The following is a 25,018-nucleotide window of genomic DNA, read 5'->3' on the forward strand; positions in this document are numbered from 1 at the left end:
CTAGTGCGTTGTACTCATACGTAAATAATCCTGGTAGGCTTTTTCCAGGTCGGGCTTTCCGTTGGGTGGGGTACAATAAAGCAGTACGCCGTAGCCGAGCTTGAATTCTTCGCCTTTTTTAACCGTAACCGTACTTTTTTCGCCCTGCTTCATGGCCTCCCGACCGAACGCATTGGCCGCCACCAGTCCGTAGTCGCGCGCGTGGTACCAGCTGGGGCGGAAGTTGGTCGGAGCGGGCATGAGGGCCACGCCCAGGTACTTATCACCCACCGGCCCGCCGTAATCGATCCAGCGCGAGGCTTGGCCCCAGGTACCTTTACCGTCTTTGAGGCCTTCGGCATTGGTGATGTGGCCCTGGCCGTACTGCACCGTGAGGGGGGTACTCACCCGCACGCCCAGCCCCATTTCTTCCTGATCGCCAAAAGAAAAATCCCCTGCCTCGGACGAGTAGGTACTTTGGATAAGCAGCAAAGTACCTTCGGGCCGTACCAAAAGGGTGTACTTCACCCGCTCGGCCAGGACGCGCTCCTTGCCGTCGGTACTGAGGTAGTAGTTGCGCACGGTAAAAGTACCCTGGCCGGGGCCGCCCTCGGGCTGCTCCACAAACTGCTCATGCTCTACTTTGGCCTTCAGGCGCCAGTAGTCGTGGCCGTTGATGTCGCCGAAGCTCAGCCATATCCCCGGATGAAAAGTGGCGTGGTCTTTGGGGTCGCCCTCCTGGGGAGGGTTGTTGCGCGTGGCCTGGATGCCGCAGGGGGTACTTACGCTGGAAAAATGCGGACGCGTAATCACGGCATCTTCGTACACGTAGGTGGCAAAGGGTTGGCCGCCAATGGTGATGGTGAGCTTGCCCGGCTTTTGGGCAAACGCCACCACGGGGGGCTGGGCCTTTTTTTTCTTTTGGGCTAGGCAAACAGCCGGACCGGCCAGAAGGCTCACGAGGAGTAGCAGGCCCATGATTTGCTTATGAGGTACTTGTTTCATGTGTTTCTATGGTATAATATAGCCAGGGTGAAAAAGGAAAAGCAGGCCTGAGGTACTTTTGCCCAACTACCCCTGGTAGGGTAGTTCGTAGCCTTGGCGGTAGGTCCGTCCCAGCAGGGCCTTGGCTTTGTCTTCAAAACCGGGACATTGGACACGCTCTTTGGCCGCATCGTACGCGATGGCGGGAGCTCCCAACCGCGTCGCGATATTGGCCAGGTTGCACAGATTGACCGCCACCGCGCCTTTCTCGATCGGGGAGAGCAGCCGGGCGGGGTTATTTTCCCGAACGGCCGTCAGGAAGTTGGGTACGATGCTCTCGACGGGCTCCGGCGATTGGATTTTGCGCTGCTCCTTTCCTTGGGTCACCACCACACCGGCCCGGCCAAACTCCATTTTGCCTTCCGTGCCATAAATGACGTTGCCGTTGTCGTGGCCTTCGAGCTTATCGGGCGTCCAGAGCCGCATTTCGTAGATGATCTGATTGTCGTCGTACTCCAATATGGCGGTCTGGGTGTCGGGCGTCTGGTGGTCGTCGCGGTAAAAGTACTGCCCGCCAGAAACGACGATGCGGTTGGGGTAGCGGTCGCCCAGCGCCCACACGGCTACGTCGATCTGATGCACGCCGTCGTTGGTTATGTCGCCCCCGCCGTAGTCCCAGAACCAGTGCCACTCGTAGTGCCAGCGGTTTTTGGTAAAAGGTACCTTGGGGGCCGGGCCCAGCCAGCGGTCGTAGTCCACCCCGGCGGGTGGCGCTTCTACGGCGGCCTTCCCGATCGGTTCCCGAAACTGATGGTTAATGGCTTTTACGGTATGTACCTTCCCGATGATGCCCTGGTTGAGCTGGCGCATGGCTTCGATATGATCGCCGTCGCTGCGCCGTTGGGTACCGTGCTGTACGCATTTTCCGTACTGTTTGGCGGCTTTCACCAGCAGGTTGGTTTCCCGCACGTTATGGCTACAGGGCTTTTCTACGTACACGTGCTTGCCCGCCATGAGCGCCCACAGCGCGGCGGGCGTATGCCAGTGATCCGGCGTAGCGATGGTGACCGAGTCAATGGATGTATCGGCGAGCAACCGGTGGAAATCCGGGTATTTCTTAATCTGACCTTCGTTCGCGAGCCCCTTTACGGCCAGGGCCATTTGTCGGGGATCAACGTCCGAAACGGCTACCAGCTCGCAGCCTGAGGCAGTAGCAAAACTCTTGCAATGGCCTCCGCCTTTGCGTCCCGTACCGATGACGGCGTGCGCAATGCGATCGTTGGGCGAGTTGCGGGTCCAGGCGCTTTTGGCCAGGTAGGGGGCGGCAAGTACCCCCGCGCTACTCAGGGTGGCGGTCTTTATAAAATGGCGACGCGTTTTTGTGGGCATGATCAATCCAAGGTTAAATGAATGCCTTTAGGAATGGTTTCTTTTGCTTCCAAGTACCTTATCAGGATCAGAATCCTGGCTTTTTTTGAGGTACTTGCGAATGCGGCGGGGCTACTACTAGTACTTGCTATTTTCGGATACGGACTATTAGTAGCCGGGCAAAATACCCGCAGATGAGGCCAGCTTCGGGTAGGTACCATGTAAAAAGAGGGATGATGAATCTACTGGAAGATCACCATCCCTCTTTCGAAAAAAGGACAACACAAGGGTACTACCAGGGCTTGCCCGTGCCCTGGATCAGCCACATTTTGCCGTAGGGGTGGTCTTTGCTCTGGCCGGAAGGAATGTAGGGCGAAGTACCTATCCGATCCACCGCCGAGGTGTAGTTTACCAGGTAGCTGGGGTCGAGGTTGGGGCTGGGGTACATGTACCGTACGGGCAGGGCGGGGCCAAACTGGGCCACTTCACCCGCCTTGAGCGCCGGGTAGCCGGTGCGCCGCCAGTCGAACCACGACTGAATGCCAAACCAGGACGACAGCCATTTTTGCTCTAAAATCCGCTCCTGCTTGTTGGCGGCGGCGGCATAGCTCACGGCGGGCTGGGCGTAGTACTTCTCGAAGTCGAAGCTGGCAGCACTAAACACCCCGGCCTTCTCCATCGAAGCCCGAATGGCTTTCTTGTAATGGTCGGCGGGGTCCGTCAGGCCAAAGCTGCCCAGTAGGGCCGCTTCCGCCCGGATGAATTCCACCTCGCTGTACGTCATCAGGTTCATGGTCACGAGCGGGTCGGTATTTTTTCGGTACCGGTCATGAATGAACGAGACGTAAGGATTGCGCTCGTTGGGGTATACGGCCCCGTCGTTGCCCTTGTTGTAGGCCACGGCCTGCGTGATGGGCATCCCGATGGGCAGCCCCACGTACAGCGACGTATCGGCACTGGACGAGGCGGCCGGAACGTAGGTCACCGAGTAGGATTCGCCAAAGATATTGGTCACGGTCACGACTTTGGTTTGGGTTACGCCGGTGTCCCACTTGCGCTGTACGGGCTGTACCCAGCGGTGCAATCGGGGGTCGTTGAGTGCGTACAGTTTACTCACCAGCGGTTTTCCAGGCTTTAACAAAAAGTTCGGATTGGAGCTGTTGAGCGGACCGCCGGGGGCCGAGTTGTCGCCATTGGTACCCAGGTACGCGATGGAGGCGTCGTCGGCATTGCTGGCAAACGCCAGCGCGGTGGCTTCCTTGAATTCGGCCTCAATGTTTACGCCCAGGGCGTTCATTTCGGCTTTTTTGTCCACCAGCCGCAGGGCGTAGCGCAGGCGCAGGGAGTTGGCAAATTTCCGCCACTTGGCCGCATCTCCTTTGTACATGACGTCCGAAGTGGCACTGACGGCATCCTTGGCCTCCAGGCTACTGAGCAGGGCGCTGGCTTCGCGGAGGTCAGTCAGGATGCCCTTGTAGACGTCCGCCTGCGCATCGTATTTGGGGAAGAAAGTACTTGAGCCCGCCTTGAGCGCCTCTGAGTAGGGAATATCCCCGTACAAGTCGGTTAGTAAGCCAAACACGAATGACTTCATCGTGAGGGCGATGGCCTGAAAAAACCGGTTGTTGTCGCGCACGCCGTTGTCGTACACCAGCTGATTGTTCCGCAGGATGTCGTAGTACGTGTTCCAGGACTCTTGCGTCCAGGCGTACTGGTTGATCACCGCCGCACCTTCGTTGGTACCGGCCTGCATGTACTGCATGGCCGCCCCGATCTTCGATCCGTCTTTGCCCAGCGTAAATACCGTTTTGCCGGTGGTGGTAAGGACGTACGTCATAATAAAGTTGGAAGAGACGTTTTCCGGGCTATTGGGGTTTTTGTTGATTTCCGTCAAATCCTCGCAGGAGGACAGGAAAAGACTCAACGTAGCCAGTAGGGTAATGCATATGGATTTGGTAGCTTTCATTTTGTCTTGTAGGTTAAAAATCAACGTTCAATCTAAATCCTAAGGAGCCGGTCCAGGGCATGACGTTGTAGTACTCCACGCCTTGGGTCCAGTTGCCACCCGTCTGGCGGAAAGCCCGCTCCGGATCAAGCCCTTCGATACCGGCCTTGGTCCACATGAAGAGGTTGTTGCCCACTACAGCCAGCGAAGCGTTCTGGATCTTGAATCGGCTCACAAACGACTTGGGCAGGTGGTACGAGACCGACACTTCCCGCAGCTTCACGTAGGTAGCGCTGTACAGGTTGCGGTCGGGGAAGGGGCGGTGGGAGTAGCGGTAGGCGCTGAAAGGGTCCAGCCATTTGCTGCCCGCGTCGCCCAGGTTTTCTACGTAAACCGTATTCCCGGCGGCATCCTTGGTGGCAAATACACCGGGGTTGAGGCTGGCATCCTGCACCCGGATGTTGGCTTCGGCACCAGGCCACGGAAAGCCGCCGTATTCGGCATTTCTCCCGCCTACCCAGTTGCCCAGGTACATTTCTGGATTTTCCTTGATTTGCTCAGACAGGCTGCGGTTGGGGTCATAAGGTACCCCCGAGATCGTTTCTTCCAGCTGTCCGTTATTACCCAGGAACATCATGGTATTGGAGAAGAAAGAGCCACCCTGCCGCCAATCGATGTTGGCGTACAGCGTAAAGTTTTTGTACGTAATACTGGGCTGAATACCCATCAGGAAGTTATGGTTAAAATTCCCGATTTTCGTTAGGTTATTCACGTCGTTATCCGTTTGGTAAAGACCGCCGCTGGTCACGATGGGGTACCCGTAGTAGGGCGAGGTCTGATCTTTTACCGTCAGCATGGGGGCCATGTAAATATCGCCGATCTGCCCGCCTTCGTAGGTACGTACTTCGGCTCCGCTGTAAGAAGTAAAGGCAAAGTACTTGATCCCCTCGGCCAGCCGCTTGATGTAGGTCCGGTTGCGGGTCAGGGTGAAGTTCATGTCCCAGCTGAAGTTCTCCCGCCGTATGGGCGTGGTCATGATGCCTAGCTCAAAGCCCTTGCTCTGCACCAACCCGGCGTTGATCTGCTTGCTGCTGGCTCCCGACTCGATCGGCGTACCAATGGACAGGATCTGGTTTTTGTTGCCGCGCTCGTAGTAGGTTGCTTCCAGGCCCAGGCGGTTGTTCAGGAACTTCATGTCGATCCCGATTTCGTGCGAGGTAGAAATTTCCGGTTTCAGGTCGGCGTTGCGTAAAGTACCTCCCATAAACATCCGCTTGGCCGTGCCCCAGTCCAGCGCGGTGGCGTAGGTCTGGATCAGGCTATACGGTGCTACGTCGTTACCTACCTGGGCGTAGCCCGCTCTCAGCTTGGCAAAACTGACCCAGCTGGGCATGGGTACCATTTCCGACACCAGCACACTGAGCGAGGCAGACGGATAAAAGTAGGAGTTGTTGCCTTTCCGGAGGGTACTTGTCCAGTCGTTACGGGCCGTCAGGTCCAGGTAGACCATGTCCTTGAAGCCCACCGAAGCCGAGCCGTATACACCGTACAGTACTTTTCTGGATAGCTCACTGCGGTTGGTGATGGTACCCGGTGCACCGTTAGAAATGGTGTACAAGCCCGGAATCACCAGCTCACTCGTGGAGTTATACAACCCGCGGTAGTTTTGTTCCAGGCGGTTGACACCCGCCAGTGCGTTCAGGCTCCAGTCTTCATTAAAGGTTTTTTTGTAGGAAAGAATCAGGTCCAGGTTGCCTTCTTTGCGGTAGTTGTTGGCAATTTCGTAGCCACCCTTCAAAGCCTCAAAGTTGTTGTAAGCTTTTTTGGCTTCCTGAATTTCTTCGTAGGAATCTCTCGAAAAGCGACCGGTAAGGGCAAAGGACTCGTTGATGTCGTAGTCGAGCTGGATTTTGCTCACGGTGCGGTCACGCTTAAAACCCGTCGGGTTTTCGTGCACCAGGTAGAAGGGGTTGTTTTGCTTATCCTTGTATTTGCGCTGTGCAAGCCCCTCCTGGCCGGGCAGCCAGTAGTCCCGCAGGTCGTTGATGTCCACCTGGGCGCCGGTTTCGTAGATACTCCGAACGGGATCATTCCGACTTCCGTCCAGGATAGGGCGGTTGTCCGAGCCCGACTCGGTCACGTTGAAGTTGACAGAAGCCCGCAGCTTATCGCTCAGGTTGTAGGTGGTGTTCAGGGCCAGGGTGAGCCGGGAGAAGTCCGTATTGGGTACTACCCCTTTATTGAGCATATTGCCCACCGACAGCCGGAAATTACCCTTGTCGTAGTTGCCATTCACCGACACGTTGTTGGTATTGGTAACGCCCGTCTGGAAGAAGTCCTTGAAACGGTTGGGATACGACACCAAAGGTACTTTCTGCCCGTTGGTGTTCCACAACGCCCACATTTCTCCCTTATCCAAGGCCGCGCCCCAGCTTTCATTTTCTTCTTGCTCCAGCACGTGCGCTCCGGTTTTGCCCGAGCCAAACTTATTCTGAACCTGCACGTACTGCAGCGGCTTATCTACCACCACGGCGGTATTTAGAGAAACGCCAATCCCTTTTTTGCCACCCGATCCTGACTTCGTCGTAATGAGAACTACCCCGTTACCGGCCCGGGAGCCGTACAGCGCGGCTGCACTCGGGCCTTTCAGGATGGAGACGTTGGCAATGTCGTTGGGGTTGATGTCGGCGATGGGATTCCCCATATCGGCCCCGGCAAAGGCATTGGCCATTCGGTTGGCCACGGGTACCCCGTCGATCACAAACAGCGGCTGGTTGTCGCTGTTGAGTGAATTGGCTCCCCGAATGATCATACTCACCGACGAACCCGCCGCCCCGCTCATCTGCGAGATTTGCACTCCGGCTACTTTTCCGGCCAGCGTATTCAGTACGTTGTTCTGAGGCGTTTGTGTCAGCGAAGTACCTTCTACATTCCCTACCGAGTATCCCAGCGACCGCTTCTCCCGCTTGATGCCCAGGGCCGTCACAACCGCTTCTTGGAGTGTCGCTACGTTTTCTTCCAGGTTTACGTCAATGATGCTTTTCCCATTTACGGGTACTTCCTGCGAATTGAAACCAATGTACGAGAAAATCAGTACCGCGTTTTCATCCTCTACGCTGATGGCGTAGCGGCCCTGTATGTCGGTGGTAGTACCTACCTGGGTTCCTTTGACAATAATATTGACCCCCGGCATGGGCACCCCGTCGGCTTTGGCTTTGATGGTACCGGTCACGGTACGTACGGGCTGGTTTTGGGAGGTACTTTTAGGCTGGCTGGTTTTTTCCGGGCCGTGTGCCCACGCCCCGGACGTGCCGGAGCCCGCCAGCACCAAGAGCGCCAGCGAGCAGCCAACTATTTTTTTCATAATTGGGGTAGGTTTCATACTTGTTCGGTTAAGGGTAAAGAAAGGTTCATTTGTAGGGGGTAAGTAGGGTTAAAATTAATTTTGCCACGCTGAGCTACCAGAAGAAGCCACGGCAGCAAGCTAGATAATAAAAACGAAGGCAAGGATTTAGGGTAGTTTATGCTTTGGTTAAAAAGAGGCAAAGTCAATTTTCTGCTTCAAAATCTGCTTGGCTTTCACCAGCTGATTTTTCACCGTATTCTTGGATATATGCATGGTTTCGGCTATTTCCTGGTAGGTTTTTCCTTCTTCTACGTTGAGCCTCAAAATCTGCTCGCGTTTTTTGGATAGGGAGTTCATGGCCGCGTACAGCCGCTGAATCCTTAGTTCCCTTTCTTCCTTGTCTTCCTCCACCAGCACCTCCATCCGTTCTTGGTAGTACTGCATCAGCAATTGGTTCTTTTCCAGCTTTTTGAGGTGATCAAAAACCATGTTGCGCAGGCAGATAAACAGGTACGACTGAAAATTGAGCTCCGGCTTGATAAACGCCCGGCGGTCCCATATCTTGATAAAAACCTCCTGAAGCATGTTTTGGGCCTCTTCTTCATCTTTTAGCAAAGAGGTACAAAATTTGAGCGCCGGCTTCCGGTAGTGATTGTATATCTCGGCAAAAGCCGCCTGATCGCCCTGGGTGATTCTGTGCAAGGTATGCTGGGTAGGATGAGTGAGATAAGCCATTGGATAGGAGGTTCTTGTCAGGGTTGAATGATGATTGATTTGTTCTAACGATGCTATGTATACGTCATTTGATAAAATAGACTCACCCAGTGGCAAGCCAGGGTACCTGCCTAAGCAACTACTGTTGGTTGTACGGGGTACTTGCTTCGTGGGAAGCTATTTCCAGGGCAATACGACTAGCTAGCAAAAATTGGTAAAATGCTATCAGTAGAACCAGTATAAAGATTACTGCTTCCGGGAGTTTTTGCGAGCCGTAGGGTTGGAGCAATAGGCCTGCCTTCGTTCTGCCCGGAACATAACCTCTACCTGCTTTCTTAATGTAATGTTAATACTATAAAGTTGTTAGTCAGCTACCTTAGGCGTAATGAGCCGCCCGGAAGATGTGGAAATAGCCAGGATAAAAACAACTTCGTGTGTGTTAAAAAATTATTATTTTTAATTTGTTTTCTGCTATATGTGATAGGACAAAAATACCTGGTTTAGTAGCGTGATTTCTATAAAAATATATCCATTTATTATATGATCTTATCAAACCCGGCGGGAGAATACCGCTCAAAGTACCCTAAAATGCAGAAAGCGACGATAAGTACCTGCCCGCCCTACCTTCCGGAAGGGCGGCGGCCATAGAGTGGGTGTTTGGGCTCTGCAACCACTTTCTGGCGGCGAGTTGTTAACTTGCGGTCCGAAAAATTCCCTTGATGTTGGCCCATTGGCATGAAACAGATTATTCAGAACCTCCAGAACGGCCAGACGATCCTGGAAGAAGTACCCGCACCGCAGGTGAGGCCGGGCTGCGTCCTGATCCAGACGCGACGCAGCCTGGTGTCGCTGGGTACCGAGCGGATGCTGGTGGAATTTGGCCAGGCCGGGCTCATCCAGAAAGCCCGCCAGCAGCCCGAGCGCGTCAAGCTGGTGCTGGATAAGATCCGGACCGACGGCCTGCTGCCTACGCTGGAGGCGGTTTTTAACAAGCTGGGGCAGCCGCTGCCGCTGGGCTACTGCAACGTGGGGAAAGTACTGGCCGTGGGCCAAGGCGTGGCCGACCTGCAGATCGGCGACCGCGTGGCCAGCAACGGTCCGCACGCGGAGGTTGTGTGCGTGCCGCGCAACCTGGTGGCCAAAGTACCCGACGCCGTCTCGGACGACGAAGCGGCCTTTACCGTCATTGGGGCCATCGGGCTGCAGGGGATTCGGCTCCTCAACCCTACCCTGGGCGAAACCGTAGTAGTGGTGGGCCTGGGGCTCATCGGGCTGCTTACGGCGGAGCTGCTGCGCCTCAACGGCTGCCGGGTAGTAGGCATAGACCTGGACGAGGCAAAGCTACAAGTAGCCCGTGCTAAGGGTATCCTTACCTGCAACCCCAGCCAGGGCGATGACCCCGTGAAGTTTGTGGAAGCGCTCACGCAGGGCGTAGGTACCGACGGCGTCATCATCACGGCTTCGGCCAAAACCAACGAACTCGTCTCGCAGGCCGCGCGCATGTCGCGCAAGCGCGGGCGTATCATACTAGTGGGCGTGACGGGCCTACACCTGAGCCGGGCCGAGTTTTACGAAAAAGAGCTCAGTTTCCAGGTGTCGTGCTCCTACGGGCCGGGCCGCTACGACGATACCTACGAGCAGCAAGGTACCGACTACCCGCTCCCTTTTGTGCGCTGGACCGAAAACCGCAACTTCCAGGCTATCCTGCAACTGCTCGCGGCGCGCTCGCTGGACGTCGGCCCGCTCATTTCGGAAATAGTACCTTTAGAAGAATACCAGAAAATATACGGTGCGCTGGGTACTTCGGGGGCCATTGCGTCGCTGCTCAGGTACCCCGAGGAGGTACTACAACAAACGGTAGTGCGGCACCAGGAGCGCTCCTTTGCGGGCCGAACGGGCGTGCTGGGGATCATCGGGGCGGGAAACTTCACCCAAATGACGCTCCTGCCCATTCTGAAGGGTACTTCCCTCAAGTACATCGCCAGCGCCAACGGGCTGTCGGGTACTTCGCTGGCGCAAAAACACGGCATTGCCCACAGCACCACCGACTACCACACCATCTTGCAAGACGATGAGGTGGACCTGGTGCTGATCACGACGCGTCACCACCAGCACGCCCGCCTGGCGCAGGAAGCGCTCAAGGCCGGCAAACACGTATTCGTAGAAAAACCGCTGGCTATTTTTCAGGAAGAACTCGACGAATTGATTCAAACCTACCAAGCGCTGGAAGGTACCCCACGCTCGCTGACAGTGGGTTTCAACCGCCGGTTTTCGCCCCACGCCCAAAAGATGAAAGCGCTGCTGGGCCAGGTACCTATGAACGTCGTCGCGACCATGAACGCGGGCTTCATCCCCACCAGCTCCTGGGTACACGACCGCGCCGTGGGCGGTGGGCGCATCCTGGGCGAAGCCTGCCACTTCGTAGACCTGATCACCTACCTCACGGGCAGCCGCGTAGTGGCCGTGTGCATGAACGTGCTGGGTACCCAGCCCACCGAAACCACCGACAACGCGACCTTACTCCTGAAGTACGAAAATGGCTCTACGGGCGTGATCAACTACTTTGCCAACGGCAGCAAGGCCTACGCCAAAGAGCGCGTGGAAGTGTACGCGCAGGAACGTACCCTGGTGCTCGACAATTTCCGCATGCTGACGGGCTACGGCTTCAAGGGCTTTACGCGCCTGAAAACCCCGCTCGACAAAGGACATAAAAACCTGTTTGGTACTTTGCTCGAACGCGTAAAAACGGGCGGTGCACCGCTCATTCCGTTCGACGAGCTCGTCAATACCACCCAAACGACCCTGGCCGCGCTCGAAAGCCTGCGCCGGGGCGAGTGGGTACGGATCGAGTAAAGGTACCTTCACCCGGAAAAGTACCCCTATGAAACGCTTGCTTGCTCTTTTCCAGCTCTTCCAAAACATGGGGCTGCGCTACGTGGCCTTCCGGAGCGGGTATGAGTTGCAAAAAAGAACGGGCCTGCTCAAACGCCGCTTTCCCACCAACCCGCCGCCACTGCCCGCAGGTACTTTGCCCTCGCGGGCGGCCTGGCGGGCGCAGGAGAAGCCCTTTTTTTCTTCGGTAAAAAATCGAGAATCGTTTCCTTTGTCCAAAACCAGCCTGGCCGTGCTGCGCCAGCGGGTGGAGGCTTTTTACCAAAACCGATTCTTGTTCTTCGGCGCTACCTGGTACACCGTCCCCGACTGGCTCACCCATCCCGACACCGGCTACCGCTACGCCACCACTCAGCACTGGACGGAGATACCTGACCTGTCGCCGCAGGCCGGGGATATCAAGTACGTGTGGGAAAAGGCACGCTTCACGTTCCTGTACGACCTCATCCGCTACGGCCACCACACGGGCGAAGACCAGTCCGAAACCGCGCTGGCTGCGATAGAAAGCTGGATCGACGCCAACCCCGTGAACCGCGGCCCGCACTGGCGCTGTAGCCAGGAGATCACGCTGCGGGTACTTAACTGGACCTTCGCGCTGCACTATTACCAAAGTACCCCCGCCCTCACCGAGGCCCGCCTGGCCCGTATCCTGACGAGCATCTACCACCAGATGCAGCACGTGGCGGCCAACATTCACTTTTCGCGCATTGCCGTGCGCAACAACCACGCCCTCACCGAAACCCTGGGCCTGTACCTGGTAGGTACTTTGTATCCGTTTTTTCCGGAAAGTACCCGTTGGAAAAAGCAAGGTAAGCGCTGGTTTGAGCAGGAAGTGGCGTATCAAATCTACGAGGACGGTACTTTTCTGCAGTTTTCGATGAACTACCACCGCGTGGTGGTGCAGCTGCTTTCGTGGGCGTTGCCGCTGGCCCACCGCCGCGGCGACCGCTGGGCCGAGGTAGTGTACGACCGCGCCCGCCAATCGCTGCGGTTTTTGCGGGCCTGCCAGGACCCTACCACCGGCTGGCTGCCCAACTACGGCCATAACGACGGCGCGCTTTTCTTTCCGCTCACCGAATGCCCCTTCCGCGACTACCGCCCGCAGCTTCTGGCCCTGGCCCGCGCCCTGGGCGAGCCGCTCGACTACGGCCCCGGCCCCTGGGGCGAGGAGGCGTTCTGGCTGTCGGGGGGTACTTTAGCGCCCGCGCCCAGTACCCCGTCGGAGTCAGATTCTGTTATATATTCGTTTGAAAAAGGCGGCTACTATATACTAAAAGACCAACGTACTCTGACGTTCCTGCGCTGCGGCGCCTACCGCGATCGCCCTTTCCAGGCCGACAACCTGCACTTGGACCTATGGGTAGACGGCGAGAACATCCTGCGCGACGCCGGTACCTATAAGTACAATACCGACGAGCGCTGGCTGAGGTACTTTGCCGGTACGGCCTCGCACAATACCGTGGGCCTCGGCGATTACGACCAAATGCGCAAGGGCCCCCGTTTCATCTGGTACGATTGGGTACAAAAAGCCAGCGGCACCTGGAGTCAGGACGAAACCACGGGTACTTTTACCTTTGAAGGTACCTTTGAAGGGTTCCGGCAGCTAGGTGCGGGCGTCGTGCACCGGCGGCGGGTCGCCAAAGTACCCGGCCAGCCGCACTGGATCGTGGAAGATACGCTTCATAACGCCCCGCCGCACCTACCCATGCAGCAGCACTGGCACCCATCGGAGTATTTCTTTACAAAGTACCGGTTGCAAACCTTCACCCAGGCCGGCCAGGTACTCCTGCCCCAGGAAAGCGAAGGCTGGTACTCCGAGTGCTACGGCCAGAAAGTACCCACCCGCCAGCTCACCTTCACCACCACCAAAAGGTACCTCCGGACCGAAATCCGGCCGCGTTGACCTTTTGCGGCTTTTGGGTTATCTTTACTAAAAAAACGTGTTTTAGGTATGACCCATAAAATCCTTATTGAAACTCAAACGGACACTGATTTTGAGCTAATCGTAGGATTGGCTCGTCGATTGGGTCTTCACACGCGTGAGTTACCGATTGAATCAAGTGAAAATCTTGTCGAACAAGAGCAAATTCTGAAAGATTTATACGGAAGCTGGCAAAGCGAAGAATCGGGCGATGAACTTGCCGCCATGATTCAACAAGCCCGCCAGGATACTCCACGTGATATAGAATTATGAGTTTATATCTTCTGGATACGAATATCTGTATCCATTTTCTTAAAGGCCAATATGATCTGCACGACAAGCTTTTGGCGGTCGGTATAGGTAGCTGTTATCTATCCGAAATTACCATTGCCGAGTTACTATTTGGAGTAGAAAATAGTGAGAGTACTAGGCGGGACAAAAACGAGGAAAAATTTTTGGGGTTTAAAAAAGCATTTGAGGGACGTATTCTGCCGATTAGTGAGGTCCTTTACGAATATGCCAAGCAGAAAGCTATTTTAAAACGGGCTGGTCGGCTAGTTGGAGAATTTGATCTTCTAATTGGTACTACGGCTATTGTACATAATCTAACATTGGTGACAAGAAATATTCGGCATTTTTCTGAACTAAACGGGATTAAGCTCGAAAACTGGATTGATGTATAGCCTCATCATAGGTACTTTCGGCGACTTATAGCCTAGTCATATTCGACCTAATCCGGCGAAAATCGTAACTTCGCCGCGCTATGCGCGTACTTCTGATTCACCAGTACTTCCTGGAAGACAACGACGGCGGCGGCTCGCGCTGGAACGAGATGAGCCGACTCTGGACCGCCGCCGGGCACGAGGTAACCGTGCTGGCCGGGATGGTACACTACATGGGCCACCGCCCCGCCCACTATCGGGGACGGTACTTTCACCAAAGTACCAACCGCGACGGCGTGCGGGTGATCCGCTGCCACGTGTCCGACACCTACAACCAAAGCTTCCTGGGCCGCCTCTGGGCGTACTTTTCGTTTACGTTTTCAAGTACCTGGGGCGGCTTGCGCCACGCCCGCGGCCGGTACGACGTCATCGTGGTCACGTCGCCGCCGCTCTTTGTGGGCCTAACGGCCCTGGTCCTTTCGGCCTGGAAGCGTACGCCCTTCGTGTTCGAGATCCGCGACCTGTGGCCCGAGTCGGCCATCGACACGGGGGTACTTACCAACCGGGCCATCATTCGGCTGGCGTACGGGTTTGAGGCGTGGCTGTACCGCCGGGCGCGGCTCATCAACGTGCTCACGCCCGCCTTTCGAGAGGTACTTTTGACCCGCAAAAAAGTACCCGCCGACAAGATTATCTTCATTCCCAACGCCGCCGACTTCGCCCTTTCTGAGGAGCTGCTGGAGCGTTTCGACGCCGCCGCTTTCCGCCGGGAGCACCAGCTAGAGGGGAAATTCGTAATTACCTACGTGGGCGCACACGGCGTGGCCAACCACCTGGTACAGGTACTTGACACGGCCGAACTCCTGCGCGATACCAACGTGCTGTTTCTGCTCATTGGCGACGGCATGCTCAAGCCTGCGCTCCAGGCCGACGCCCAGCGCCGCGCCCTGTCCAACGTCCGCTTCGTGGATTCGGTACCCAAGCGCGAGGTATTCAAGTACATCCTGGCCTCGGAGGTAGGTACGTCGGTTTTGAAAAAAGTGGATACTTTCAAAACCGTGTATTCCAACAAAACTTTTGATTACTTTTCGTGTAAGAAACCCGTGCTCATGGCCATCGACGGCGTGTCGCGCGCGCTGGTGGAGGAGGCCGACGCCGGTAGGTACGTGGAGCCCGAAAATCCCGCCGACTTTGCCGAGCAGGTACGCTACTACCTCCAGCGGCCCGACGAGCTCCGGCAACAGGGCGAAAACGGCTACCGCTACGCCCGCGCGCATTTCGACCGCGAAGCGCTGGCCGCCAAGTACCTGGAGCTGATCCGCCAGAGGGTACTTTCCTGAAAAGGCGCGGCAGGTACCTCTAGATATGTAAGATTGAACGCATTTTTCTTTATGGCTGATTTCCGCAAAATACTGGTTCGCAAGCGCGTGGCGCTGGTGGCGCACGACAACAAAAAAACCGAAATGATGGCCTGGGCCGAGCAAAATCGCGCCATTCTGGCCCAGCACCAGCTGTACGGCACAGGCACCACGGGCCGGATGCTCGAAGAGGTACTGGACCTGCCCGTAATCAAGCTCCTGAGCGGCCCGCTGGGGGGTGATCAGCAGCTGGGCTCACTCATTGCCGAAGGAAAAATAGACGTGCTGATTTTCCTCTGGGACCCCATGGCCGCCCAACCCCACGACCCCGACGTGAAGGCGCTGCTGCGGCTCTGCGTGGTTTGGAACATCCCGATGGCCTGCAACCGCGCCACGGCCGACTTCATGCTGAGCTCCCCGCTCATTCATGAAGATTACGAGTCGCACCAGACGGATTATAGCGCGTATTTGAACCGAAAAATGTGAACGGAAAAGCCGGGCTCGGGGTTTTGAATAGGAAAATGATAGTCGATTGTATGCGAAACGTTTCCTCCCTGTTTTCTGAAAAGTACCTTCACCAAACCTATTCGTACGCCGAGTACCTGGCCCTGATGAACCAGGTGGTAGCCGAGCAGCGCACCACCGGCCCGAAGCAAACGCCCGAACTGGCCGAGTACACCCGCCTGAACCAGTACCGGATGAACCGCCTCAACAAAACGGTGGTGCTAAGCCAGGAGCTTCAGCAGCTGATTTACCAGATCGAAGCGCCCCAAACCTGGTACCTCCTCACCGAGGCCTGGTGCGGCGACGCCGCCCAGAGCGCACCCGTGATCGCCAAGGTAGCCGCCATGAACCCCCACCTGACCCTCCGCCTGCTGCTGCGCGACGAGCACCCTGAGATCATGGATGCTTACCTCACCCACGGCGGGCGCTCCATCCCGAAGCTTATTGCGCTCGATACTGATGGCAACGAGTTATTTAGCTGGGGGCCGCGCCCGGTGGCGTTGCAGGAGATCATGCTGGAATACAAGAAAAACCCCACGGTACCCTACAAGGAATTTGCGGAGGAAGTACAGCGTTGGTACAATGCCGACAAAACGCAGACGATCCAGTACGAGTTGGCGGAGCTTTTGAAGGTCATTTTTGTGAAAAGTGACGTAAAGTAGCGGGCTATACTCTATTTTTGTAATAGACTTGTTGGGCTACTAAAAATCAGTACTAAATCTTGTCGACGTACTTCAAAGATATTGCCGAAGGAATTACTACGACGCTGACGGGTATGCGGCTGACGTGGCGCCACGTGTGGGCGGCCCGGAAGCGTCGTATGCCCATGGATGTGCGCTCGGACTCTTTTTTTGCGCAGGATGACGGCATGGTGACGATTCAGTACCCGTTCGAGACCATCCCCATTCCGGACAACGGCCGCTACCGCCTGCACAACGAGATGGACGACTGCATCGTGTGCGACAAATGCGCCAAGGTATGTCCCGTGGACTGCATCGAGATTGAACCCATCAAGGCTACGGAAGAGGTAGGCCGCGCTTCGGACGGCTCGCCCATCCGGCTGTACGCCGCTAAGTTTGACATCGACATGGCCAAGTGCTGCTACTGCGGCTTGTGTACCACCGTGTGCCCCACGGAGTGCCTCACCATGACCAAAACGTTTGATTACAGCGAGGTAGACATCCGGGACATGGTGTATCACTACGCCAACCTGACGCCCGAGGAGGCCCAGGAAAAACAAGACTTACTGGAGGTTTTTCAAAAAGAAAAAGAAGCACTCAAAGCCGCCAAAAAGCCGGTGGGCACCGAGGCCGCCGCCAGCCCGGAAGAGGTACCGGCCAAGCCGCGCCCGGCGTTCCGGCCCGGCATGAAGCCCCCAACGGCCCCGGAAGCTCCCGCCCCTATACCCGCAGACGAGGTACCTACGGAGGAAAAACCCGCCGCCAAAGTACCCTTCCGGCCCAGCCAAAAGCCCAAAACGGAAGCCAGCGAAGTACCTTCCGACCGACCCGCCGACCCGCCCACGGCCAAGGTGCCTTTCCGGCCGGGGATGAAGCCCAAAACCGGAGAAGTGAAAGACGCCGCTTCGGAAGTACCGGCTCCGGAAAAATCGGCCACTCAGGTACCTTTCAAGCCCAGTATGAAGCCGAAGGCAGCCGAAGTACCCCAAGAACCGAATGCGCCCGCCGCGAAGGTACCCTTTAAACCCAGCATGAAGCCCAAAACCGGGGAGGTGAAAGATGCCGCCGCGGAGGTACCGGCTCCGGAAGTACCCGCGGCCAAGGTACCTTTCAAACCGAGCATGAAGCCGAAGGCAGCCCCGCCCGCTGCTGAAGAAGCGCCCGTGGTTCAAGCGCCCCAAGTACCTACCGAACCGACTCCGGAAGTACCTACGGAACAACCGGTAGCCAAGGTACCCTTCCGGCCCAGCATGAAACCCAAGGCGGCCGAAGTACCCCCCAAAGAGGTACCAGCTCAACCCAAAACGCCGGAAGAAGTACCGGCAAAAGAAGCCCCGGAGGAACAAACCCCCGAACGACCCGCCGCCAAGGTACCTTTCCGGCCCAGCATGAAACCCAAACCCAAGCCACCCACCGAGTAGTACTTGGCCTGCCCCCGGTTATTTACTACTTTTACCGCCCTTACCGCTGACCCGTTTTCGCCAGTATGGAATTAGTCGCTTTTTACGGATTTTCGGCCATGTGCATCGGTTCGGCGCTGTTTATCCTGCTGACCCGCAACTTGATGTACGCTGCCTTTGCCCTGTTTGTGGCGCTGCTGGGCGTAGCCGCGCTGTACGTCCTGGCCGGGGCCGATTTTCTGGCGGTCACGCAGCTGATGATCTACGTCGGCGGCATCCTGGTGCTGCTCATCTTTGGCATCATGCTCACGCAGACACCCGAACGCCAGGAAGCCACGGCTTCCAACCGCGTCGAGGTACTTTCCGGGCGGCGCTTCTGGGGATTCCTGGCTAGTGTAGCGGTATTTTGTCTGCTGCTCTTTACGCTGCTGGGGAGCCGGTTTCGGCTGGGAGGCGATACCCTCACCAGCCGCTCCACACTGCGCACGCTGGGCGTAGAGCTCATGACGTCCCACCTGCTTCCGTTCGAAATCGCGGGGGTACTTCTATTGGTAGCGCTGATTGGCGCGGCCTACCTGGCCCTAAACCGTAATCCCTCGGCATGAGTACCATTCCCCTGATTCATTTCCTGATCGTTGCCGCGGCGCTGTTCAGCATCGGGCTGGCGGTGGCTATTACCAAGCGCAACGTCATCGGTATTCTGATTGGCCTGGAGCTCATGCTGAACGCCGTTAACCTCAACCTCGTTGCCTTCAGCCGCCACGACCCTACTTTCCTGCGTGGGCAGTTGTTTGCGCTGTTTGTAATAGTAGTCGCCGCGGCCGAAGTGACGGTGGCGCTGGGGATTGTGCTGCGGGTATACGGCCACTACCAAACCATCGATCCCGACCAGGTAAGCGACCTGAAAAAATAAAACCCGGGCTGATCCGGCAACCTACGTATAGCTGCTATGTACTTCTTTTTTCTCATTTTGGCCGTTCTTCTCGGCGTATCTACGGCGGTGCAGTCGGGCATCAACTACCAGCTTCGTATTTCGGTCGGGAGCCCTTACGTAGCCAGCCTCATTTCCTTTTTGGGCGGATTCGTAGCTTTGCTGCTGGCCTTTGTGGTGTTCAATACGGGAAATTTGCCTTCCCTGGATTCCTTCCGGCAAATCAGCTGGTGGAAACTGACGGGCGGCTTGTTCGGAGCGTTTTACGTCCTGACGGTCGTCTTCATCGTGCGCGACATTGGCCCGGCTACCATGCTGAGCCTGGCCGTGGCGGGGCAGCTCATTGCCTCCGTGGTCATTGATCACTTCGGGTTGCTGGGCTTTGCGGTACAGCCCATGAGCCTGCTGCGCCTGCTGGGGGTGTTGCTGCTGATACTGGGCGTTGTTTTGATCCTGAAGTACTAAGAAAGAGGTTATGGAGATCCGTTATAAATTCTATCCCACCCTGCTCAATACCTTCGCCCGCTACCAGCGGGGGTACCTGAGCGAGCAGGAACTACTCGACCGCATCAACCGTGTACCCATTCCGCAAACGGAAGCCCAGGCGCGCGGGGTGTCGTTTGAGGAAGCGGTGATCAAAGGTACCGACGAGGAGTACTTCGACCCGGAGGTACTTCGCAAAGCCCGCGCGCTGCTGCCCCGGCCCATGGTCGAGACGCAGGTATACTGCCAATACCAGCTCGGCGAAGTACTGCTCTACGGCTACGTGGACGTGATCGGGCGCACCCTGGCCGTGGACCTCAAAACCACCAGCCGCTACGCCCCCGACCGCTTCACCCACAACCACCAGAACTTCTACTTACTGGCGCTGCGGCCCAAGGGCATCCGCACGCTGCGGTACGTCATCACCGACTTCCGGGAGGTGTACCAGGAAGACTATACGCTCGACATGGATTTTTCGGTGCAGGAAAAACAGATCGAGGCCTTCTGCTACTTTCTGGAGGTACACCGCGACCAAATCACCGACGCCAAGGTATTTGGTGGCAATAAATAGCCTCAGCAGGTACCCTTCCGGCCTGGGTACTTGGACCCAAGTACCTTCCCAAGTACCCCTTAAAACGCTAACCCTACGCCCAAGTGAAAGGTAGTTTGGTGGGAGGGCCGCCCGCGTTGTGACTTCAGCAGATTTTGTCCCCGCGAAATACTTAGGTCAATGTAGGCGTTTTTGAACAGTCGCTGCTGTATCCCCACTACCCCACCCAGACCCAGGACTTTAGTGTCTTGGTAGGGATTCTGACTGTAAAAATATTCTGTGTGTAAGCCTAGGTAGGGTCCCGATAAATTAGGCGCTCCCGTACCGCGCTGAATTTTCCTTTTTTGTAAGAAATAATGCCGTAGTTGCAGCGTGGGCTGTACCTGCCATTGTAGGTAAGGCATCTCGTCATGGAAGGTGAAAAGTCGGCTTGATCGGTCGAATTGTCCGTTGATCTGCGCATTCACCGACCAGGGCGCAGAGCCTAGTTTCTGCTCATAGGCTATGCTTCCGTTTAGCTGCTGCCCTCTAAGCCCCAAATACAGATTCGGCCAGGCTATTTTCAGTTGGCTGCGCACCAGTTCGTCGCAGCGAAGTACCTCGCAGAGTGGCGATTGTTTTGTTTTTTTCCAATCGCCAAAAGCCAATCTTATGCTACGGCGGGTACCTAGCGCGTAATCCATCTGATCAATGATGTCTCTGCGGGTGCCATCGGGATTGCGTAAGTCCCAAGATTCCCTTTGGCGAACTACCCCAATGGCAAAGTCGACAACACCACGGTTTAAAAACCGGCGCTGAATGCCGTACTCAATGCCCAACCGCTGATGATCCTGCAATACGTTATGATAATGGATATATTGGTAAAAAACACCCAGGTAGTTGCCACTGAAGTTATTAGCACTTTTGCCCTCCTGAATACGCTTCTTCATATCATAGTACCAACGCACCTGTGGCTGAATCGTAGTGGTTCGTCTAAGACCAATGTGACCACCCCAGCTCGCGGATAAAAAAGCATCAGCTCCCACCGAAAAAGAAGGTGACAGTTTATATTCATAGCCCAATTTCAAGAAATTTTGCCCTACGAAATTCAGGTAATCACTGGCCACCCCCACCTTCAGCATGTGGCGGGTAGGTACTTTGGTCATGAATACGTTTTCGTAGCGGTCGAGGAAGCGTTGCTTCGGGAGGGAATCCAGTTCCTGGCGGTACTGGATTCCCGTGCTGTCCTGCGCCCGGAGCGCCCCAAAAGCAAGCGTGGATATAAGCAGAAAGCCTATTTTTTTCATGGCAATGAAGAAAGTTAGGTTGAGAGTGAAGCTGAAGCGTAGAGGTACCTTCAGCGCACGGTGAGGGTGCCAAACTCGGCGTTGATGTGGACGAAGGCGGTCTGGTTTCGTTTAAAAAAAGCTTCTTTAAAATCGGGCGTGTTGCGCTTCCAGCGGAAACCGTTGGGCAGCTGGGTGGCGGCGTAGGCGGTCTGGATGTCGTAGTCGTAGCGTTGCCAGTCCTTGGCCAGCAGCGTCACGACCGACTTTCTGGACTGGATCGTGAGGCTATTGAGCGCCGGGCTGGGCTGAATGGCCACGCTGCCGTAGTGGGCGTCCAGCTTCACGGTACCGCCGACGTCGTCCAGCTGCAGGTCGGTGTGGTCGGTGGTGAAGGCGAGCGTACCCTGTAGGTACCTGGCCTTGAGGTCGCCGAAGGTCGTTTCCAGCAGCATCCGGCCCGACAGGTCGGTGAGCGAGGTCGTACAAAAATCCGCCTTCATTTTTATTGAATTCTGTAAGCCTTTGAGCAACACCGTACCGAAGCTATTCCGAACCTCCAGCGCGCAGCCCGCCGGTACCTGAATCCGGTAGTGCGCCTTGAGGTTAGACACCGGCTTGGCTTCCCCGCTTTTCAGGACAATGTAGTTCCGCAGGAAGTAGTCGCGCCCCTGGCGCTCGGCCAGGTACTGCATCTTGGCCAGGTCGGTGGTGGCGACGCTGCGGTCGGGGTGCCGCGCCGAGAGCTCCAGCGTTACGTTGATTTCGGCTTTGTCCCAGGCCACCACCTCGATGTCGGCCTTCTCGGCGTTCAGGTGGAGCGTCCGGATGCCCTGCGCCGGTACCGCCCGCTCAATGGTGCGGGAAGCCACCTGGAGCGTCACCTGCGCCCGCGCCGGGTAAAGTACCCCCAGGCTCAGTGACAGGAAAATGATAATTCGTTGGATGTTCATGCGGTTGGTTAAATAAACGTAGCCATTTCGTTCAGGAGCTGGGCTTTTTCGCGCTCCAGCTGGTTGAGCTGCCGCACCAGCGCGGGCTCGGTATTGTAGGGCGTCATGGCCTGTTGTAGCCGCTCCGAGGCCCGTTGCAACGCCTCAAACTCGCGCTGCAACCGCTGGAAATCGTCGCCACTGCACAGCAGGCTTTGCGCTTCGCAGTAGGCGCGTAGTTTTTCGTATTCGGCATCAATCAAGCGGTCGGGCTCCGGTTGCAGGCGGGTATCTACCTGCTCCACGGAGTAGGCAACGGCCGAATTCTCACCGGGCCACAAGTAGAAAGTACCCAAGCCGAGCAGCCCCACCGTCACTGCTGCCGCCACGCGGTACCAGGCCGTACGCTTTTTAGAAGCACTTTTTGCTTCAATGCTTTCCCAAAGTACCTCCGCGGGCTGGTAGGTAGGTAGCTGGCTGAGCGCCTCCCGCAGGGGTAGTTCGTTCATTTTCTGGCAGGTACCTTGCCAGGTTTCCTCCGGCGGCGGGTAGCTGGGTAGTTTTTGCAAAGCCTCTCGCAGGGTACTTTTATTCTTTTCCATGATACATCAGGGTCAGGGAGCGGTGAGCAGCGCTCGTAGTTTTTTCTTGGCGTAAAAAAGCTGCGACTTGGAGGTACCTTCCGAAATCCCCAGCAGCCCGGCGATTTCGCGGTGTGTGTAGCCTTCTACCTCAGCCAGCACAAAGACCGTCCGGAAGCCGTCGGGCAGCGACAGGATGGCCGTCTCCAGGTGTGCTACGTTGATGGCCGTCTCGCCCCAGTCTACGCCCGGCTCGGCGGTGTCGTCCAGGGCCTGCCAAAGGACCAGCCGCTTGCGCCGGGTAGCCTGCCGCACCACGATCTGCTTGATCCAGGCACCCAGCGTAGCCTCGGCCCGGAACTGCCCCAGGTGCCGGAACACCTCCACGAAGGCATCCTGTAACACATCGCTGGCGTCGTCGAAGTCGCCCGTGATGCGGTAGGCCAGGGTGTACATGGCGTTTTTATAGCGGTCGTAGAGCCGCCGTTGCGCGCTGCGGTCGTGCCGTAAGCATTCCTGGATGAGTTCGGCCTCCGTAAACATGCGGGCGTTGGGGCTGGTGAGGTACTTTGCTATAAAGAGGGTACTTGCGGCTCAAAAGGTTGTATGAGCGCCGGATTTATTTCAGAAAATATTTTCTTGCCGTAGCTCTGCAGTAGTACAATATTGGCGAGGAAAGGCTAGTTGCTTGCATAATAGTTGGCATAACACAAAAAATAGGCTTCATAGGTACTGTTTTTCCCCGATTATAAGTACTTTCACCGCTTGGTAAGCGCGCAGCCACGCTGTGGAGAAGTACCTGAGCGCTTTCTTTATTGAGTATTAAATACCCGAATACCTTTTATTTACTACGCATAGGAATACGCTATGATGAAAAGAAGAGACTTTATGCAGCTATCCGGACTGGGACTGGGTGCCATGCTGCTGCCTGCCTCGGCCGTGAAAGGCTACGCAGTAACCCCCGAACGGCTCATGGAACCCGGCGCTGACGTGGCTTTCAAGAAAAGAATGGCCGACATCGCCCTGAACACCACCCGGAGTAAGGGCGCTACCTACGCCGACGTGCGGATTGGCCGCTACCTCAACCAGTTCCTTTTCACGCGCGAAGATCGCGTCCAAAGCATTACCAATACCGAGTCGTACGGCGTGGGGATTCGGGTGATCGCCAACGGGACCTGGGGCTTCTCGGCCACCAGCGACGTAACGCCCGAGGGCATAGCCCGCTGCGCCGAAACCGCCGTGGCCATTGCCAAAGCCAACTCCAAGCTTCAGACCGAACCCGTGGTGCTGGCCCCACAAAAAGGCGTGGGCGAGGTGAGCTGGAAAACCCCGCTAACCAAGAATGCGTTTGAGGTACCGGTCAAAGAGAAGATCGATCTGCTCATGAAGGTCAACGGCGAGGCCATGAAAAACGGCGCGGGCTTCGTCACCTCCAACCTGTTCTTCGTCAACGAACAGAAGTACTTCGCCTCGACTGATGGCTCCTACATCGACCAGGACATCCACCGCATCTGGCCTACCTTTACGGTGACGGCCATCGACAAGGCCGCCGGGAAGTTCAAAACCCGCGACGCCATCAGCTCGCCGATGGGCATGGGCTACGAGTACCTCGACGGCCTGGCCTCGGAGAAAATCTCCGGCCCGAACGGCCTGGTGGGCTACCGCAACTCCTACGACATGGTAGAGGACGCCACGCTGGCGGCCAAGCAAGCCAAAGAAAAGCTCACGGCGAAGTCGGTGCAGCCCGGTAAGTACGACCTCGTGCTTGACCCCAACCACCTGGGCCTGACCATCCACGAGTCGGTGGGCCACCCCCTGGAGCTCGACCGCGTGCTGGGCTACGAGGCCAACTACGCCGGTACCAGCTTCGCTACGCTGGATAAGTGGGAATCCAAAAGCTTCAACTACGGCAGCAAGCTGGTGAACATCGTGGCCGACAAAACCCAACCCCACACGCTGGGTACTGTGGGCTTCGACGACGAAGGGGTACCTTGCAAGGAGTGGGATCTGATCAAAGACGGAATCCTGGTCAACTACCAGGCCATCCGCGACCAGGCTTCTATTCTGGGTGCGAAGGAGTCGCACGGCTGCTGCTACGCCGACAGCTGGGATTCGGTGCAGTTTCAGCGGATGCCGAACGTGTCGCTGGCCCCAGGTACCGAAAAACGCAGCGTGATGGACATGATCAAGGGCGTCGATAAGGGCATCTACATCATTGGGCGGGGCTCCTACTCCATCGACCAGCAGCGCTACAATTTCCAGTTTGGCGGTCAGCTTTTCTACGAAATCAAAAACGGCGAGATCGTGAACATGCTCGACGACGTGGCCTACCAGTCCAATACCCAGGAGTTCTGGAATTCCTGCGCGCAGCTCTGCGACCAGGACGACTACCGTACTTTCGGTTCGTTCTTCGACGGCAAGGGACAGCCCAGCCAGGTCAGTGCCGTGTCGCACGGCAGCGCCACCACCCGCTTCAACGGCGTGAATGTAATCAATACCGGACGGAAAATTTAACGAGGAGTT

General features: G+C 56.5%; 22 protein-coding genes. 13 read left to right on the plus strand and 9 right to left on the minus strand.

Annotation, left to right across the window (positions count from 1 at the left end; all coding sequences use genetic code 11):
• The 5 genes from HNQ92_RS00310 to HNQ92_RS00330 form a co-directional block, all read right to left on the minus strand.
• Entirely contained in the window at window positions 1-984 is a 984-nt protein-coding gene (locus HNQ92_RS00310) for a DUF6807 family protein (protein WP_184169300.1), read from the minus strand.
• Window positions 985-1,050: 66 nt separating this feature from the next.
• Entirely contained in the window at window positions 1,051-2,352 is a 1,302-nt protein-coding gene (locus HNQ92_RS00315) for a Gfo/Idh/MocA family protein (RefSeq protein ID WP_184169302.1), read from the minus strand.
• 271 nt (window positions 2,353-2,623) lie between these two features.
• Entirely contained in the window at window positions 2,624-4,297 is a 1,674-nt protein-coding gene (locus HNQ92_RS00320) for a SusD/RagB family nutrient-binding outer membrane lipoprotein (protein ID WP_184169304.1), read from the minus strand.
• Between the two features lie 13 nt (window positions 4,298-4,310).
• Complete coding sequence (locus tag HNQ92_RS00325; protein WP_184169306.1) at window positions 4,311-7,640, minus strand: SusC/RagA family TonB-linked outer membrane protein; 3,330 nt, start codon at window positions 7,638-7,640, stop codon at window positions 4,311-4,313.
• Between the two features lie 168 nt (window positions 7,641-7,808).
• Window positions 7,809-8,357 carry an RNA polymerase sigma factor gene (locus HNQ92_RS00330; RefSeq protein ID WP_184169308.1) on the minus strand — a complete coding sequence of 183 codons (549 nt, stop codon included), beginning with the start codon at window positions 8,355-8,357 and terminating at the stop codon, window positions 7,809-7,811.
• A gap of 714 nt (window positions 8,358-9,071) precedes the next feature.
• On the opposite strand from HNQ92_RS00330, the gene HNQ92_RS00335 reads away from it, so the two are divergent.
• The 12 genes from HNQ92_RS00335 to HNQ92_RS00390 all read left to right on the plus strand — a co-directional run bounded on the left by HNQ92_RS00335 (window position 9,072) and on the right by HNQ92_RS00390 (window position 19,738).
• Window positions 9,072-11,189 (plus strand): bi-domain-containing oxidoreductase, encoded by a 2,118-nt coding sequence (locus tag HNQ92_RS00335; RefSeq protein WP_184169310.1) that lies wholly within the window; start codon window positions 9,072-9,074, stop codon window positions 11,187-11,189.
• Between the two features lie 28 nt (window positions 11,190-11,217).
• Complete coding sequence (locus HNQ92_RS00340; protein ID WP_184169312.1) at window positions 11,218-13,131, plus strand: heparinase II/III family protein; 1,914 nt, start codon at window positions 11,218-11,220, stop codon at window positions 13,129-13,131.
• 48 nt (window positions 13,132-13,179) lie between these two features.
• A complete protein-coding gene (locus HNQ92_RS00345; protein ID WP_184169314.1) occupies window positions 13,180-13,422 on the plus strand; it encodes a hypothetical protein in 243 nt (80 codons plus the stop codon).
• Window positions 13,419-13,832 (plus strand): type II toxin-antitoxin system VapC family toxin, encoded by a 414-nt coding sequence (locus HNQ92_RS00350; RefSeq protein ID WP_184169316.1) that lies wholly within the window; start codon window positions 13,419-13,421, stop codon window positions 13,830-13,832. Before HNQ92_RS00345 ends, HNQ92_RS00350 begins: the two co-directional genes overlap by 4 nt.
• Before the next feature lie 80 nt (window positions 13,833-13,912).
• Complete coding sequence (locus tag HNQ92_RS00355) at window positions 13,913-15,151, plus strand: glycosyltransferase family 4 protein (protein ID WP_184169318.1); 1,239 nt, start codon at window positions 13,913-13,915, stop codon at window positions 15,149-15,151.
• Window positions 15,152-15,202: 51 nt separating this feature from the next.
• Entirely contained in the window at window positions 15,203-15,655 is a 453-nt protein-coding gene (locus HNQ92_RS00360; RefSeq protein ID WP_184169320.1) for a methylglyoxal synthase, read from the plus strand.
• Window positions 15,656-15,705: 50 nt separating this feature from the next.
• The gene (locus tag HNQ92_RS00365) at window positions 15,706-16,335 is read left to right on the plus strand and encodes a thioredoxin family protein (protein WP_184169322.1); all 630 of its coding nucleotides are present in this window, start codon (window positions 15,706-15,708) and stop codon (window positions 16,333-16,335) included.
• A gap of 59 nt (window positions 16,336-16,394) precedes the next feature.
• Complete coding sequence (locus tag HNQ92_RS00370) at window positions 16,395-17,774, plus strand: 4Fe-4S binding protein (protein ID WP_246439357.1); 1,380 nt, start codon at window positions 16,395-16,397, stop codon at window positions 17,772-17,774.
• A 65-nt stretch (window positions 17,775-17,839) separates the two neighbouring features.
• A complete protein-coding gene (locus HNQ92_RS00375) occupies window positions 17,840-18,358 on the plus strand; it encodes an NADH-quinone oxidoreductase subunit J family protein (RefSeq protein ID WP_184169323.1) in 519 nt (172 codons plus the stop codon).
• Window positions 18,355-18,666 carry an NADH-quinone oxidoreductase subunit NuoK gene (gene nuoK / locus HNQ92_RS00380; RefSeq protein WP_184169325.1) on the plus strand — a complete coding sequence of 104 codons (312 nt, stop codon included), beginning with the start codon at window positions 18,355-18,357 and terminating at the stop codon, window positions 18,664-18,666. The genes HNQ92_RS00375 and nuoK overlap by 4 nt, the downstream gene beginning before the upstream one ends.
• A 36-nt stretch (window positions 18,667-18,702) precedes the next feature.
• Entirely contained in the window at window positions 18,703-19,149 is a 447-nt protein-coding gene (locus HNQ92_RS00385; RefSeq protein ID WP_184169327.1) for a DMT family transporter, read from the plus strand.
• Window positions 19,150-19,159: 10 nt separating this feature from the next.
• Entirely contained in the window at window positions 19,160-19,738 is a 579-nt protein-coding gene (locus HNQ92_RS00390) for a hypothetical protein (RefSeq protein ID WP_184169329.1), read from the plus strand.
• A 59-nt stretch (window positions 19,739-19,797) separates the two neighbouring features.
• On the opposite strand, the gene HNQ92_RS00395 is transcribed toward HNQ92_RS00390, so the two are convergent.
• The 4 genes from HNQ92_RS00395 to HNQ92_RS00410 are packed head-to-tail and all read right to left on the minus strand — an operon-like array spanning window position 19,798 to window position 23,038.
• Complete coding sequence (locus HNQ92_RS00395; protein WP_184169330.1) at window positions 19,798-21,003, minus strand: DUF3575 domain-containing protein; 1,206 nt, start codon at window positions 21,001-21,003, stop codon at window positions 19,798-19,800.
• Between the two features lie 50 nt (window positions 21,004-21,053).
• Window positions 21,054-21,935 carry a DUF4097 family beta strand repeat-containing protein gene (locus HNQ92_RS00400; protein ID WP_184169332.1) on the minus strand — a complete coding sequence of 294 codons (882 nt, stop codon included), beginning with the start codon at window positions 21,933-21,935 and terminating at the stop codon, window positions 21,054-21,056.
• Between the two features lie 8 nt (window positions 21,936-21,943).
• Window positions 21,944-22,516, minus strand: a complete 573-nt coding sequence (locus HNQ92_RS00405) for a hypothetical protein (RefSeq protein WP_184169334.1) — start codon at window positions 22,514-22,516, stop codon at window positions 21,944-21,946.
• A gap of 12 nt (window positions 22,517-22,528) precedes the next feature.
• Window positions 22,529-23,038, minus strand: a complete 510-nt coding sequence (locus HNQ92_RS00410) for an RNA polymerase sigma factor (RefSeq protein WP_184169336.1) — start codon at window positions 23,036-23,038, stop codon at window positions 22,529-22,531.
• Window positions 23,039-23,365: 327 nt separating this feature from the next.
• Here HNQ92_RS00410 and HNQ92_RS00415 point away from each other — a divergent pair, with 327 nt between their 5' ends.
• Complete coding sequence (locus tag HNQ92_RS00415; protein ID WP_184171721.1) at window positions 23,366-25,009, plus strand: TldD/PmbA family protein; 1,644 nt, start codon at window positions 23,366-23,368, stop codon at window positions 25,007-25,009.
• Window positions 25,010-25,018: the final 9 nt, after the last annotated feature.

The sequence above is a fragment of the Rhabdobacter roseus genome (assembly GCF_014202275.1).
Taxonomy (GTDB): domain Bacteria; phylum Bacteroidota; class Bacteroidia; order Cytophagales; family Spirosomataceae; genus Rhabdobacter; species Rhabdobacter roseus.

Coding starts and splice junctions, on each gene's coding strand:
- HNQ92_RS00310 (WP_184169300.1), bottom strand. CDS start 984: ATGAAACAAGTACCTCATAAGCAAATCATGGGCCTGCTACTCCTCGTG.
- HNQ92_RS00315 (WP_184169302.1), bottom strand. CDS start 2,352: ATGCCCACAAAAACGCGTCGCCATTTTATAAAGACCGCCACCCTGAGT.
- HNQ92_RS00320 (WP_184169304.1), bottom strand. CDS start 4,297: ATGAAAGCTACCAAATCCATATGCATTACCCTACTGGCTACGTTGAGT.
- HNQ92_RS00325 (WP_184169306.1), bottom strand. CDS start 7,640: ATGAAAAAAATAGTTGGCTGCTCGCTGGCGCTCTTGGTGCTGGCGGGC.
- HNQ92_RS00330 (WP_184169308.1), bottom strand. CDS start 8,357: ATGGCTTATCTCACTCATCCTACCCAGCATACCTTGCACAGAATCACC.
- HNQ92_RS00335 (WP_184169310.1), top strand. CDS start 9,072: ATGAAACAGATTATTCAGAACCTCCAGAACGGCCAGACGATCCTGGAA.
- HNQ92_RS00340 (WP_184169312.1), top strand. CDS start 11,218: ATGAAACGCTTGCTTGCTCTTTTCCAGCTCTTCCAAAACATGGGGCTG.
- HNQ92_RS00345 (WP_184169314.1), top strand. CDS start 13,180: ATGACCCATAAAATCCTTATTGAAACTCAAACGGACACTGATTTTGAG.
- HNQ92_RS00350 (WP_184169316.1), top strand. CDS start 13,419: ATGAGTTTATATCTTCTGGATACGAATATCTGTATCCATTTTCTTAAA.
- HNQ92_RS00355 (WP_184169318.1), top strand. CDS start 13,913: ATGCGCGTACTTCTGATTCACCAGTACTTCCTGGAAGACAACGACGGC.
- HNQ92_RS00360 (WP_184169320.1), top strand. CDS start 15,203: ATGGCTGATTTCCGCAAAATACTGGTTCGCAAGCGCGTGGCGCTGGTG.
- HNQ92_RS00365 (WP_184169322.1), top strand. CDS start 15,706: ATGCGAAACGTTTCCTCCCTGTTTTCTGAAAAGTACCTTCACCAAACC.
- HNQ92_RS00375 (WP_184169323.1), top strand. CDS start 17,840: ATGGAATTAGTCGCTTTTTACGGATTTTCGGCCATGTGCATCGGTTCG.
- nuoK (WP_184169325.1), top strand. CDS start 18,355: ATGAGTACCATTCCCCTGATTCATTTCCTGATCGTTGCCGCGGCGCTG.
- HNQ92_RS00385 (WP_184169327.1), top strand. CDS start 18,703: ATGTACTTCTTTTTTCTCATTTTGGCCGTTCTTCTCGGCGTATCTACG.
- HNQ92_RS00390 (WP_184169329.1), top strand. CDS start 19,160: ATGGAGATCCGTTATAAATTCTATCCCACCCTGCTCAATACCTTCGCC.
- HNQ92_RS00395 (WP_184169330.1), bottom strand. CDS start 21,003: ATGAAAAAAATAGGCTTTCTGCTTATATCCACGCTTGCTTTTGGGGCG.
- HNQ92_RS00400 (WP_184169332.1), bottom strand. CDS start 21,935: ATGAACATCCAACGAATTATCATTTTCCTGTCACTGAGCCTGGGGGTA.
- HNQ92_RS00405 (WP_184169334.1), bottom strand. CDS start 22,516: ATGGAAAAGAATAAAAGTACCCTGCGAGAGGCTTTGCAAAAACTACCC.
- HNQ92_RS00410 (WP_184169336.1), bottom strand. CDS start 23,038: ATGTTTACGGAGGCCGAACTCATCCAGGAATGCTTACGGCACGACCGC.
- HNQ92_RS00415 (WP_184171721.1), top strand. CDS start 23,366: ATGAAAAGAAGAGACTTTATGCAGCTATCCGGACTGGGACTGGGTGCC.